The organism is Streptomyces lonarensis, from assembly GCF_012033735.1.
Taxonomy (GTDB): Bacteria; Actinomycetota; Actinomycetes; order Streptomycetales; family Streptomycetaceae; genus Streptomyces; species Streptomyces lonarensis.
Window position 1 is genome coordinate 1 of sequence record NZ_JAAVJD010000152.1, and the last position, 13,363, is coordinate 13,363.

Consider the following 13,363-nt stretch of genomic DNA (forward strand, 5'->3'; position numbering starts at 1 on the left):
GACGACGACCTTCCCCGCCACGGCGAGATGCCGCAGCGCGAGGTGCCGGCTCTTCAGGCCGGCGGTCGGAGCCGGCGCCGCGGCGGGCGCCGGTCGCGGGGCGTCAGCCGAGGCGGTCGACCAGGGCGTGGTACTCGTCCCACAGCTCCTTCGGGGTGTGGGCGCCGAAGGTGTTGAGGTGGTCGGGGACGAGGGACGCCTCCTCCCGCCACACCTCCGCGTCGACGTCGAGCAGGAACTCCAGGTCGGCGGCGGAGAGGTCCAGGCCGTCGGTGTCCAGGGACTCCGGGGTCGGGACGGTGCCGATCGGGGTGGCGACCCCGTCGGCCTCGCCGTTGAGGCGGCCGACGATCCACTTCAGGACGCGGCTGTTCTCGCCGAAGCCCGGCCAGACGAAGCGTCCGGCGTCGTCCTTGCGGAACCAGTTGACGTAGTAGATCTTCGGCAGCTTCTCCGGATCGGCGTTCTGGCCGACCTTGATCCAGTGGGCCATGTAGTCGCCCATGTTGTAGCCGCAGAACGGCAGCATCGCGAAGGGGTCGCGGCGCAGTTCGCCGACCTTGCCCTCGGCTGCCGCGGTCTTCTCGGAGGCGACGTTGGCGCCGAGGAAGACGCCGTGCTGCCAGCTGCGGGACTCGGTGACCAGCGGCACGGCGGAGGCACGGCGGCCGCCGAAGAGGATCGCGGAGATCGGCACGCCGCGCGGGTCCTCCCACTCGGGTGCGATCGTCGGGCACTGGGACGCCGGCACGGCGAACCGCGCGTTGGGGTGCGCCGCGGGCGCCTCGGCGTCCGGGGTCCAGCTGTTGCCCTTCCAGTCGGTGAGGTGCGCGGGGGCTTCTTCCGTCATCCCCTCCCACCAGACGTCGCCGTCGTCGGTGAGGGCGACGTTGGTGAAGACGGTGTTGCCCCAGAGCGTCCGCATGGCGTTGGCGTTGGTGTGCTCGCCGGTGCCGGGCGCGACGCCGAAGAAACCGGCCTCCGGGTTGATGGCGTAGAGCTGCCCGTCGTCACCGAACCGCATCCAGGCGATGTCGTCGCCGATGGTCTCGACGGTCCAGCCGGGGACGGTCGGTTCGAGCATGGCGAGGTTGGTCTTGCCGCACGCGGAGGGGAACGCCGCGGCGACGTACCGGGGGGCGCCGGTCGGCGGGGTCAGCTTGAGGATCAGCATGTGCTCGGCCAGCCAGCCCTCGTCGCGCGCCATCACCGAGGCGATGCGCAGCGCGTAGCACTTCTTGCCGAGGAGGGCGTTGCCGCCGTACCCGGAGCCGTAGGACCAGATCTCGCGGTCCTCGGGGAAGTGGGAGATGTACTTGGTCGCGTTGCAGGGCCACGGGACGTCGGCCTCGCCGGGGGCGAGCGGCGCACCGAGGGTGTGGACGGCCTTGACGAACGCGCCGTCGGTGCCGAGCTGGTCGAGCACCTCGCTGCCCATGCGGGTCATGGTGCGCATGGAGACCGCGACGTACGCGGAGTCGGTGATCTCCACGCCCAGGGCCGAGAGCGGGGAGCCGAGCGGCCCCATGCAGAAGGGCACGACGTACATGGTGCGGCCGCGCATCGCGCCGCGGAAGATGCCGCCCGTCCCCTCGGGACCGGTACCGGTGCCGGTGAAGATCTCCCGCATCTCGGCGGGCGCCTTCCAGTGGTTGGTGGGGCCGGCGTCCTTCTCCTCGGCGGAGCAGATGAAGGTCCGCGTCTCGACGCGGGCGACATCGGTCGGGTCGGAGGCGGCGTAGTAGGAGTTGGGGCGCTTGACGGGGTCGAGCCGCGTGAAGGTCCCCCGTTCCACCAGTTCCTCGCAGAGCCGCTCGTACTCGGCCTCCGAGCCGTCGCACCAGACGACGCGGTCGGGCTGCGTGAGCGCGGCGATCTCGTCGACCCAGGCGGCGAGCTCTCGGTGCTGCGTGGGGGCTTCGGTGGTGGGAGCCGTTGAGGTGGGCGCCACGGTTTGCTCCAGAGGGTTCGGGGGTGCTGACCGGGCAGCGCACATCTGCCCGGGGTGAGCGCCGGACGGAACGGACGTCCGGCTCGTCGGTGGGCGACCCGGACGCCATTCGCGCTCATCCGGTACCGACCAAGCTCATCTGATGGTGCCAAGCAGTCTCGTCTGTGTCCAGTGCGCGCTCAGGTGAGCAGTGCCACTCGAACGGATGACCCGCGCAAGGGCCGAACGGGTGTGGCAAGCACCACCGGCCGACCGGGGGACCACCCGACCGAGAACCTACGGAAGCGTAGGTAGCATCGGTCCATGACGACGCTCCCTGCGGCGCCGGCCCCCGCGCCGGTCCCCGACGACTCGCAGGCAACCGACCCCGCGGCGCTCGTGGCGGCGCCGGTGGCGGCGGTGGCAGCCGGTGCCGCCACGCTGAAGCCCCTGCTCAGAGGCTGGTTGCACGCGGGCATGTTCCCGGCGGTGATCATCGCCGGTCTGCTGCTCACCGCGATGGCGGGCAGCCCCCAGGCCCGCCTGGCCTGCGCGATCTACGCCGTCACCGCCTGCCTGCTCTTCGGCGTGAGCGCTCTCTACCACCGGGGCAACTGGGGGCCGCGCGGCGAGGCCGTCCTCCGCCGCATGGATCACGCCAACATCTTCCTGATCATCGCCGGCACCTACACGCCGCTGACGATCCTGCTGCTCGACGACGGCCGCCAGCAGCTGCTTCTCTGGGGCATCTGGGCCGCAGCCGCGGCGGGCATCGCGTTCCGCGTCTTCTGGGTCGGGGCGCCGCGCTGGCTCTACACACCGTGCTACATCGCCATGGGCTGGGCCGCGGTCTTCTTCCTGCCGGACTTCCTGCGGACCGGCGGCATCGCGGTGCTGGTGCTCGTCATCGTCGGCGGGCTGCTCTACAGCGCCGGTGGCGTGGTGTACGGCATCAAGCGCCCCAACCCCTCCCCCCGGTTCTTCGGCTTCCACGAGGTCTTCCACTCGCTGACGCTGGCGGCGTTCGCCGTGCACTACGCGGGGATCTTCCTCGTCGCCTCCCAGGCGGCCTGACACCGGAGCGCGTCCGGTGCCGGCGGGGGCCGCGGCGCTGCTCGCGCTGCGGCCCCGCCCCCGTTCGCGACGGCGCGGGGAACGGTGTGCGCGGCTCCAGCGGCCGGACGCGGTCCCGCAGCCGCCGTTCGCGGCCTGCGCTGGACGGCCCGGACGGCAGGGGCCGGATGGCAGATTCCGGGCGGCAAGGTCCGGGCGGCAGGGTCCGGACGGCGGGGTCGGCGCACACGGACGTACTGACACACCCACGCACTCACGCACTCACGCACTCCGGCGCTCACGCACTCCGGCGGCGCTACGGCCCCCTCGCGGAACGGCAACGCGGCGAGCGGGGACGGCCGGGCGGTCGGCCCGCGCCCTCCCGCCCGCCGCGGTGGACCGCGTCCGGGCGGCGCTGCCGCGGGGTACTACGCGCCGCCCGCCTCGCCGTCGCGGCCGGCATCGCCCTCGCCGCTCAGCTGAGCGGCGAGCGCCGCCGGTTCGGTGACCGGCAGCCCGCAGACGAAGTGGCGGCAGACATAGGCGGTCGGTGCGCCGTCGGTAGTGGTGCGGCCGCTCAGCAGCGGCACTCCCCCGGCGTCCGGCCGGTCGCCTGCCGCCGGCTGTGCCTCCGCGCCCCCTCCGAGAGCGACGACCGCCCCGGGCGCGGTGGCGCGCAGCGCGGTGGTGAGCAGCGCGACGGTGCGCGGGTCGTCCGGCGGGCCGACCACGGCGATCTCGCGGGGCCCGTCGAGCGCCGCTTCCGCCACGGCCAGCCCCCATCCGACGAACCGCGGCGCCTTCTCTCCCAGCGCCGCGACGATGCCCAGGGCGCGTTCGGCGGCGGCGCGGTGGCGGTCACTTCCGGTGTAGGCGGCGTGCGTGAGCAGGGCACCGGCGGCGGCTGTCCATCCCGAGGGCGTGGCGCCGTCGGTCGGGTCCTGCGGGCGCCTGATCAACTGCTCCGCGTCGTCGGCGGTGTCGTAGAGCGCACCGTTGTCGTCGCGGAACCGGGTGAGCACCGACTCCAGCAGCGTGCCGGCGATCGCCAGCCAGGCGCTCTCGCCGGTGACCGCGTAGAGCGCGTGCAGCCCCTCGGCAAGGTCGGCGTAGTCCTCCAGGACACCGGCCCCGGTACCCACGACGCCCGCGCGGGAGGTGCGGGCCAGCCGGCCGGTGTCGTCGAGGTGGCGGGAGACCAGCAGGTCGGCGGCGGCAGCGGCGGCCTCCACCAGGTCCGGCCGCTCCAGGCAGGCGCCGGTCTCGGCCAGCGCGGCGATCGCCAGGCCGTTCCACGCCGCGATCACCTTGTCGTCGCGGCCGGGGCGCGGCCGGGCGGCGCGGGCGTCGAGCATGCGGACCCGGACGGTGTCCGGGACGTCCTCCCCGGGGAGTTGCAGCACGGAGGCGCCGAGCTCGAAGGTGCCGTCCTCCGTCACGCGGAACCGCTCCGCGGCCACGGCGGCGTCCTCCGGGCCCAGCGCCTCGACCAGCTGACCGGGTGTCCAGGCGTAGAACGCGCCTTCGCGGTGCGGCGCGCCGGGCTCCGGGCCGGTGGCGCTGTCGGCGTCGAGCGCTGAGGCGAACCCGCCTTCCTCGGTGCGCAGCTCGCGGACCATGAACTCGGCCGTGGAGAGCGCCACCCGGCGGGCCAGCGGGGAGCCGGACGCCTTCCACCACCGGGTGTAGACCCGGCAGAGCAGCGCGTTGTCGTACAGCATCTTCTCGAAGTGCGGAACGACCCACGCCCGGTCCACCGCGTAGCGCGCGAAGCCGCCCGCGAGCTGGTCGTGGATTCCGCCGCGCGCCATCGCCTCACAGGTGCGGGCGACCATCTCCAGCGCCCCGGTGGAACCGGTACGGGCGTGGTGGCGGAGCAGGAACTCCAGCACCATCGGCGGCGGGAACTTCGGCGCGGCGCCGAAGCCGCCGTTGCGCTCGTCGAACTCGCGGGTCAGGCCCAGCAGGGCGACGGAGAGCAGCGCCTCGTCCGGCGGGTGCGGCGCGTCGTAGTCCACCGCGCGGCCGTGCAGCTGGCCGGTGATCTCGGCGGCGACCCGACCCACCTCGTCCCGACGCTCGGTCCACGCGGTGGACACGCCCTCCAGCACCTGGCGGAAGGAGGGCAGGCCCTGGCGGGGCTCGGGCGGGAAGTAGGTGCCGAAGTAGAAGGGCTCGCCGTCGGCGGTCATGAAGACGGTCATCGGCCACCCGCCCTGACCGGTGGCGGCCTGCACGGCGTCCATGTAGACGGAGTCGACGTCGGGCCGCTCCTCGCGGTCCACCTTGACGGAGACGAAGTGCTCGTTGAGGTAGGCCGCGACCTGCGGGTCCTCGAAGGACTCGTGCGCCATGACGTGGCACCAGTGGCAGGCGGAGTAGCCGACGGACAGCAGCACGGGCACGTCTCGCCGTCTCGCCTCCGCGAAAGCCTCGTCGCACCACGGCCACCAGTCGACCGGATTGTCAGCGTGCTGAAGCAGATAAGGCGAGGTCACATCAGCCAACCGGTTCATGGGGCCCAGGCTCTCACGCCGGCACGGCCCTGCCGGTTCGGCCCGCAAGCCCCCGCCCTACTTGGCCGGTTTGCTCTCATGCGCCATCACGTGGTGGATGCGGATCGCCCCTTTTGCACCCCACCTCGCCCTGCCGGACGCTAGAGGGTCTACCCCTACCCAAAGCCGGTGCCCGGCTGGAAGCAGGCAGTACGCTGAGTCGAGCAGCAGCACATCCTCGAAGGAGGTACTTCATGACCGCCGAAATGGTGGCGCCCGCGTGGATGCATACGCAGATCAGCGCGGAGCAGTACGACTCCTGGTCCGAGGAGCAGTGCGCCGGCATCGAGATCGTGGACGGGATGGTCGTCGTGAGCCCGAGCGCCTCCAAGCGCCACAACCGGCTGGCCCGCATCCTGGCCAACGCCCTGGACGCAGCAGCAGGCCCGGACTGGAACGCGGACACGGACTTCGATGTCCGCTTGCAGGATGTGCCGCTCACCAACCGCCGCCCTGACGTCATCGTCTACCGGGCGGAGACGATCGACCTAACGCCCACCCGCCCCGAGCATGTGCTCCTGGTCGTCGAGGTGGTGTCCCCGGGGTCAGAGACCACCGACCGGATCGTGAAGGTGGACCAGTACGCCAAGGCCGGTATCCCCTTCTACTGGCGGGTCGAGCAGGCCGCCACCGGCATCCCGATCGTCTACACCTACGTCCTCGACCCCGCCACCAGGGCCTACCGGGACACCGAGGTGTTCACCGGCGCTGTTAAGGTCACCGCGCCATTCCCGGTCACGGTCGACCTCGGGGCCCAGTGAGCAACAAGGGATCGCCCGCTCTCGATTCCTCCGACGCCCTCTGGGCCATGCCGTCAACCAGTTCGAGGCAGGGGCGCCGACGGACTGATCCTGAGCCCCGGCGCGGGTGACGTCGACGAGGTCACCCGCCTCGGCGGCATGGTCCTCTGACGAACGGCCCCGCCGTACCGGGGATGACGGGGCGCAGCACGAGGGCGTCTGCGACGAAGCCGACCCGCGACGCGGGCCCGAGCGACGGAGCGTGGTCCGCGAGAGGGCCCAAGGTCGCAGCCATGCTGCCGCCGCTCGTCGCCGCCCTCACGTGGCCAGGGCGACTACTTCTTGGTCCTGGAGGTCCGACGCAGCCGGATGTTGACGAACTCCCCCATCCCCCATCGGCCGAGCTCGCGGCCGAAGCCGGAGCGCTTCACGCCGCCGAAGGGCAGGCCGGGAAGGGTGGTGCCGTGCTCGTTGACGTAGGCCATGCCCACGTCGAGTCGGTCGGCGATCTCCTGGGCGCGATCGATGTCGCTGCCCCATACCGAACCGCTGAGGCCGAAGCCCACGTCGTTGGCGAGTGCCACGGCCTCGTCCGCCGAGTCAACGCCGTAGATCACGGCCACGGGCCCGAAGATCTCCTCGGAGTACGCGTCCATGTCGCGGGTGACGCCGGTGAGTACGGCGGGACGCATGAAGGCCCCTTCTCCGTCGATCGCCTCGCCACCGGTGTGGAGGGTGGCACCCTGCTCGACGGCACGTTCCACCTGTTCGATCACCGTGTCCCGCGCCGTGACCGACGACAGCGGGCCGACCTGCGTGCTCCCGTCCCTGGGGTCCCCCACCCGGGCGGCCTCGAAGGCGCGGGTGACGACGGAGACAAACTCGTCAACCCTGTCGTTGGGGACGATCATTCGTTTGGGAGAGTTGCAGGCCTGTCCCGCGTTGGACAGCCGTGCCCGCGCGGCGATGGTGGCGGTCCGCTCGAGGTCACCGTCATCGAGCACGATGAGAGGGTCGGAGCCGCCCAGTTCCAGGACGACCTTCTTCAGATGCTTCCCCGCGGTTTCGGCCACCGATGCGCCGGCGCGCTCACTACCGGTCAGTGAGATACCGCGCACCCGGGGGTCGGCGATCATGTCAGCGATCTGGCCGTTGCTCGCGAACACGTTGATGTAGGCGTCTTCGGGCACCCCGGCTGCGTGCACGAGCTCGGCCATGAGCTCCGAGGACGCCGCGCAGATGGATGCGTGCTTGAGGATGATGGTGTTGCCCACCATAAGGTTGGGGGCGACGAAACGGGCCACCTGGTAATAGGGGTAGTTCCAGGGCATGACCCCGATCAGCGGACCGACGGCACTGCTCTGGACAAGTGACTCATCCGCTCCTTGCGGATCGAGTACCTCCCGCTCCAGCAGGTCCGGCCCATGCTCACCGTACCAACGGTAGATCGCGGCGGCGAGCTGGACTTCACCCACCGCCTCTTTCACCGGTTTGCCCATCTCCGTCGAGATCAGCTCGGCCAGTTCGTCCCGGCGGGTGTCGTAGGCATCGGCGATCCGGAACAGGTGCCGCGCACGCTCGGCCGCTTGCGTCGCTCGCCAGTCCGCGAAGGCGCTTTCCGATCGGCTCAGAACCCCGGAGACAGCCCCGTCGTCCAGCCCGGGGAACTCCCGCACGGTCTCACCCGTCGCCGGGTTCAACGTCATGTACGAAGACATATCGCGCTCCATTCCTGTGTCCGACAGCTGCTACCTGCTGCCTGCCAACCGCAAACCAGCGCTGCACGGCAGGGCTCCGACTGCGTCTTTCGGCCGTACCCGGCCCACAGCGCCATCCCTCCACCATCCCGAAGACCGCAGGTCTCCCACACCTTCAACACGCCCAAACGGGCTACTTCGCCTCTCGGAGAGAGTGGCGCGAGCGAGGCGTGATCCCCAGCAGGATGCAGCGGTGTCGGTGGACGACCGATCGCTCTCTGTCAGCGTAGGGAGACTCCCCGCGAGGGCGTCGGGGTGGTCGGTTTCCTCGTCGTGGATGGCGGTGTACCGGACGTGGCCATCGGAAGCGGTGCGCCGACCCACCGCCACCGCGGAGGCACGGAAGAGACGCCCCTGGTCGCGGCGCACGGTCGTGCGCCACCTGGGCCGGTGCCTCGTACGGCGAGGCGGAGCCGACGCTCTCGCCCTCGTCGTGAGGGCGTTCGGCCGGCGCGTCGCCAGCAGGCTGCGGCCACCCACCACCGGGCCCCTCCGCCCGCCCGGCGTCCCCGGGCGAGGAGCCGGGGCGCGGGCGGGCAGCGGGGTCAGCGGGGGGCGGGGGCGGTGCCCGCCGGGAGGTCCTGCGGGAGCAGGCTGCGGAGGTCGTCGACGGTCGGGCCCGGGACCGTGCTGAGCCGCCGCGCCTGGTGGGTGACCATCGACTCCAACAGCTGCCGGGCGAGCCGGGCGTTGCCGAACGACCGGTCGCGCGGCAGCGACGCGATGTGGCCGCGCAGCAGTTCCAGCGTCTCGGGCGCGCAGGTGTAGCCGGAGTCCTCGGCCTGCTTGCCGAGGATGGTGACGAGTTCGTCGGTGGAGTAGTTCTCGAACTCGACGTACCGCGAGAACCGGGACGACAGGCCGGGGTTGGAATCGAGGAAGCGGCCCATCTCCTCGGTGTAGCCGGCCACGATGACGACGACGTCGTCGCGGTGGTCCTCCATGAGCTTCAGCAGCGTGTCGATGGCCTCGCGGCCGAAGTCGTTGCCGCTGCCGCCCTCCGGGGCGAGGGTGTACGCCTCGTCGATGAAGAGCACGCCGCCCATGGCGGACTCGAAGACCTCCTTGGTGAGCTGCGCCGTGTGGCCGACGTAGCGTCCGACGAGGTCGGCGCGGGCCACCTCGACCAACTGGCCCTGGGGCAGCACCCCCAGCGAGTGCAGCAGGCCGGCGTAGAGCCGGGCGATGGTGGTCTTGCCGGTGCCGGGTGCGCCGGAGAAGACGAGGTGCTGGCTGATGCGCGGGGCGGGCAGGCCGGCGGCCTGGCGCTGCCGTGCCGTGGAGAGCAGGTTGACGAGGTCGGTGACCTCGCGCTTGACGGCGGAGAGTCCGACCATGGCCTCCAGGCGGGCCAGCATCGCCTCGCGGTCCTCGCCCGCTTCCGGGCCGGTGTCGGCCTGCGGGGCGACGTCCTCGGGCATCAGCAGGGTGAGGTCGCGTTCGGCGAGGTCGGTCATGGTGCCGAGGCGGAACGCCTGGCGGTCGACCATCTCCTCGAAGACGCGGCGCGCCTCGCGGCCGTTGCCGAAGGAGGCGTCGCGCGGCATGCGTTCGAAGTAGACGGCCAGCGCGTCGACGGTGCCGGGGCCCAGCTCGTACTGGTGCGCGGCGCAGAGCTTCTCGGTGATGGTCACGAGGTCGGTGACGGAGTAGTTGGCGAACTCGATGGTGCGGGTGAAGCGGGAGGCGAGGCCGGCGTTGGAGTCCATGAAGGCACTCATCTCGTCGGTGTAGCCGGCGACGATGACGACGACGTCATCGCGGTGGTCCTCCATGAGCTTCAGCAGGGTGTCGACGGCTTCGCGGCCGAAGTCGTTGGAGCTGCCGCCCTCCGGGGCGAGGGTGTACGCCTCGTCGATGAACAGCACACCGCCGAGCGCCTGGTTGAACGCCTCGGAGGTCTTGATGGCGGTGCCGCCGATGACCTGCGCGACGAGGTCGGCGCGGGAGACCTCGACGAGGTGGCCGGAGCGCAGCGCGCCGAGTTCGGCGAGGATGGAGCCGTAGAGGCGCGCCACCGTGGTCTTGCCGGTGCCGGGAGGACCGGCGAAGACGAGGTGGCGGCTCATGGAGGCGACGGGCATGCCCAGCCGGATGCGGCGCTGCGAGAGCTGGTTGAGGTTGACCAGGGTGCGGACCTGGTGCTTGACGCCCTCCAGGCCGATCAGGGCCTCCAACTCCTCCAGCGGGCCCTTGGGTTCCTCGGAGGCGGCTCCGCCGGGGGCGGCGGCGCGTTCGGCGACGGCGGCGCCCCACTCGTCGGGGGTCGCGTTGTCGGTGCTGGCGAGGTCGAGGACCTGCAGCGCCTCGCTGGGGCGCTGCTGGGTGAGCCCTGCGCCGCGGTTGTCGCGGACGGCGCAGCCGGAGAGGGTGACGGGGGCGGTGGTGTCGACCCGGACGCCGTCGCCGGTGTTGCCGCTGATCTCGCACTGGACGAGTTCGGCGCGGGAGCCCGCCGACAGCAGGACGCCGTGGGCGGCGCCGCCGGTGATCCGGCCGCGGGTGAGGGCGAGTTCGCCGCCGTCGAGGACGGCGACGCCGGAGGCGTGGCTGCCGTCGATCTCCAGGTCGCGGGCGGTGACGACGGCGCCGCTGCCGATGTGGAGGCCGGAGCCGCCGGCGGTGCGGACGGTGCAGTCCCCGAACTGGGTGGAGGCGCCCTTCCCGATGTGGAGGCCGTCGCCGCCGGCCTGCTCGACGACGGTGAACTCGATGCGTCCGCGGGCGTCCTCGGTGGCGTGGATGCCGGCGCCGGCGGGGCCGCGGAAGTGGCCGCGGCGGAGCATGGGGTTGGCGCGGGTCCGCAGCACCACGGCGGCGCCGCTGCCGCCGTCGATCTCCAGCCGGTCGAACTCGGCGCTGGCGTCCTCCTCCAGCAGGACGGTGGCCAGGGCGTCGCCGCAGTCGCGGATGCCGGTGCGGAGGAACGTCGGGGAGCTGGCGTCGGTGACGCGGACGGCGTGGCCGGCCGCGGAGTGGAAGGCGCAGTCCTCGAAGGTGCCGCGGGAGCGGTCGGAGACCACGACGCCCTCGGCCTTGGTGCGTTGGGTGGTGCAGCCGCGCAGCAGCGGGTCGGAGCCGGCGGAGAGGGCGATGCCGGGGCCGCTGGTGCCGGTGACGGTGACGTTCTCCAGGGTGGGGCGGGCGGTGGTCGTGACGTACACGCCCAGCGCGCTGTCGCGGACGGTGGTGCCGCTGATCCGGGTGGTGCTGGTGCCCTCCAGGGCGATCGCCGGCTTGCCGGTCCCGGATATGTCGCACGCCTCGATGGAGCCCTCGGCCTCGCCGTTGGTGAGGACGCCGTTGCCGCGGGCGTCCCGCATCCGGCAGTTGCGGACCATGGCCCGGGACTTCTCGCCCAGGACGACGGCGGAGGTGCCGAGGTTCTCCAGGACGCAGTCCTCGATGACGCTGGGGTGTTCGGAGGTGTCGACGACGCCGGCGCCCTCCCGGTTGGTGACCCGGCAGCCGCGCATCGCCAGCGAGCCGGTCTCGCGGGCGATGACGGCGGTCCAACCGGCTCCGATGACGGTGCAGTTGTCCATGGCCACCTGGCCGCGGGCGGCGTCGACCACGGCGACGTCGTCGCTGCCGCCGCGCAGCGTGATGTCGGTGAGTTTCACGGCGTCGGCGGCGAGGGTGAGGGCGGTGCCGCGGTGGGGGCAGATCTCGACGCTGCCGGCGTCGCCCTCGCCGACGAGGGTGACGCGGGTCCGGACGGTGAGGGCCTCGGCGTAGCGCCCGGGCAGGACTCGGACGACCGCCCCGGCGCGCGCCGCGGCCAGGGCTTCACCGATCGTCCGGTAGGCGTCGGACCGGTCGGGGCTGACGGTCAGTACCTGCCGTGACACTATGCGACCTCCTGGCTCGCCGGCAGGGCGGTACTCGGGCGAGTACCGCGCTGCCGCTGGGGACTTGTGCTGCTTCTATGATCGGCCGCATGTTCGGCGACCGCAGTCGTCGCGCGGCGGTGGGGGCAGCGGGAGCTGCCCTTGCCGCCGGCGTGATGCTCTCCCTGACGTCCCTGCCCGCGCACGCCGATGACGAGCCTGTCACGTTGCCGCCCCTGGCGTTGGAGCTGGCCGACGACGCGGCCTGCACCGAGGCGTCCGGCACCACCGCCGAGTCGCGGCCGTGGACCTGGCGCGCGCTGCAACTGACGCGCGCCCGGCAGCTGTCGACCGGGGAGGGTGTGACGGTGGGCGTGGTCGGGACGGGGGTGGGAGCGGACGTCCCCGCGCTGGCCGGTCGTCTCACCGCGGTGGGTGAGGCGGGGGTGGACTGCGTGGGGCACGGCAGTTTCGCCGCGGGGCTGATCGCGGGCGCGGCGGAGGGCGACGGGGCGGTCGCCGGTGTCGCGCCCGACGCGGAGGTGGTCGCTGCGCGGGGCACGGCCGAGCGGGGCGCCCCGGACGCGGAGACGGCTGCCGCGGGGGTGCGGGCCGCCGTCGCGGGGGGTGCCTCGGTGCTCTATCTCGGGGTGGCGCTGCGCGGGGAGCACGAGGGGCTGACCCAGGCGGTGGAGGAGGCGCTGGCGGCCGACGTGGTGGTCGTCGCGCCGGCGGCGCCGGACGTCTCCCCGGAGCAGTTGCCGGCCGGTGAGGAGCTGCCGCCGCGCGACTACTGGCCGGCGGCGATGCCGGAGGTGCTGTCGGTGCTGGACTTCGGGCCGCAGGACGCGCGGGCGGACGGCGCTCCGCTGCCGCTGGCCGCGGACCTGGCCGCGCCCGGCGGTGACGTGGTGGGCATCGGGCCGGCGGGTCAGGGCCACTTCCTGGGGACGGGGCCGTCGCTGGCGGCGGCCCACGTCGCCGGCGCGGCCGTGCTGGTGCGGGCGCACACGCCGGAGCTGGACCGGCAGGAGGTCGTGGAGCGGCTGCTGAACCCCGCCTACCCGGACGTGGTGCCGCGGCTGGACGTCGTGGCGTCGCTGACGGCCTTCCTCGGGGAGCCGGTGGCACTGCCGGAGCCGGGGCCGGCCGTGGTGCCGCCGCCCGCACCCACCGGGCCCGCGACGCGGGCGCTGTGGACGGCGGGCATCGGGCTCGCCGTGGTGCTGGTGGTGGGTGCGCTGATCGCCGTGGTGCCGCGCGGCAAGGCCCGGGGCTGGCGCCCGGCGGGTTCCGTCCCGCCGCCTCCCGGGGACGGGGGCGCGCCCGAGCCCGGGGCCCGGGCGCAGCGGCGCGCGGAGAAGGCCGCGGCGAAGGCGCGGGTCAGCCTCGACAAGGCGGCGCCCGTCGGCCTGGCGCCGGTGGTGCCGCAGTCCGCGGGGGTGCCGGCGACACCCGGCACGGGGGTGCCCCTCGCCCCCGCCGGGGGCACCGACGC

Annotated in this window: 7 protein-coding genes; 3 read left to right on the forward strand and 4 right to left on the reverse strand. The window is 72.9% G+C overall.

Features of this window, described 5'->3' with window-relative positions:
* Positions 1–103 precede the first annotated feature (103 nt).
* Positions 104–1,951, reverse strand: a complete 1,848-nt coding sequence (locus HCN56_RS17575; RefSeq protein ID WP_167972258.1) for a phosphoenolpyruvate carboxykinase (GTP) — start codon at positions 1,949–1,951, stop codon at positions 104–106.
* A 303-nt stretch (positions 1,952–2,254) separates the two neighbouring features.
* Here HCN56_RS17575 and trhA point away from each other — a divergent pair, with 303 nt between their 5' ends.
* Entirely contained in the window at positions 2,255–3,004 is a 750-nt protein-coding gene (gene trhA, locus HCN56_RS17580) for a PAQR family membrane homeostasis protein TrhA (protein ID WP_167972260.1), read from the forward strand.
* 407 nt (positions 3,005–3,411) lie between these two features.
* Here the strand turns inward: trhA and HCN56_RS17585 are convergent, their stop codons facing one another.
* Positions 3,412–5,499 (reverse strand): thioredoxin domain-containing protein, encoded by a 2,088-nt coding sequence (locus HCN56_RS17585; protein WP_167972262.1) that lies wholly within the window; start codon positions 5,497–5,499, stop codon positions 3,412–3,414.
* Positions 5,500–5,732: 233 nt separating this feature from the next.
* Here HCN56_RS17585 and HCN56_RS17590 point away from each other — a divergent pair, with 233 nt between their 5' ends.
* The gene (locus tag HCN56_RS17590) at positions 5,733–6,299 is read left to right on the forward strand and encodes a Uma2 family endonuclease (RefSeq protein ID WP_167972264.1); all 567 of its coding nucleotides are present in this window, start codon (positions 5,733–5,735) and stop codon (positions 6,297–6,299) included.
* A gap of 314 nt (positions 6,300–6,613) precedes the next feature.
* Here the strand turns inward: HCN56_RS17590 and HCN56_RS17595 are convergent, their stop codons facing one another.
* Together HCN56_RS17595 and HCN56_RS17600 are read right to left on the reverse strand one after the other, a co-directional pair.
* Positions 6,614–7,996 (reverse strand): NAD-dependent succinate-semialdehyde dehydrogenase, encoded by a 1,383-nt coding sequence (locus HCN56_RS17595; RefSeq protein WP_167972266.1) that lies wholly within the window; start codon positions 7,994–7,996, stop codon positions 6,614–6,616.
* Positions 7,997–8,580: 584 nt separating this feature from the next.
* Entirely contained in the window at positions 8,581–11,886 is a 3,306-nt protein-coding gene (locus HCN56_RS17600; RefSeq protein WP_167972268.1) for a right-handed parallel beta-helix repeat-containing protein, read from the reverse strand.
* 89 nt (positions 11,887–11,975) lie between these two features.
* Here HCN56_RS17600 and HCN56_RS17605 point away from each other — a divergent pair.
* Positions 11,976–13,363: S8 family serine peptidase (locus HCN56_RS17605; protein WP_245246685.1), on the forward strand; the 1,388-nt coding region annotated here is incomplete at its 3' end.

Excerpts from the sequence above, each read along its gene's own strand:
- trhA (WP_167972260.1), top strand. The coding sequence starts at position 2,255 with ATGACGACGCTCCCTGCGGCGCCGGCCCCCGCGCCGGTCCCCGACGAC.
- HCN56_RS17585 (WP_167972262.1), bottom strand. The coding sequence starts at position 5,499 with ATGAACCGGTTGGCTGATGTGACCTCGCCTTATCTGCTTCAGCACGCT.
- HCN56_RS17590 (WP_167972264.1), top strand. The coding sequence starts at position 5,733 with ATGACCGCCGAAATGGTGGCGCCCGCGTGGATGCATACGCAGATCAGC.
- HCN56_RS17595 (WP_167972266.1), bottom strand. The coding sequence starts at position 7,996 with ATGTCTTCGTACATGACGTTGAACCCGGCGACGGGTGAGACCGTGCGG.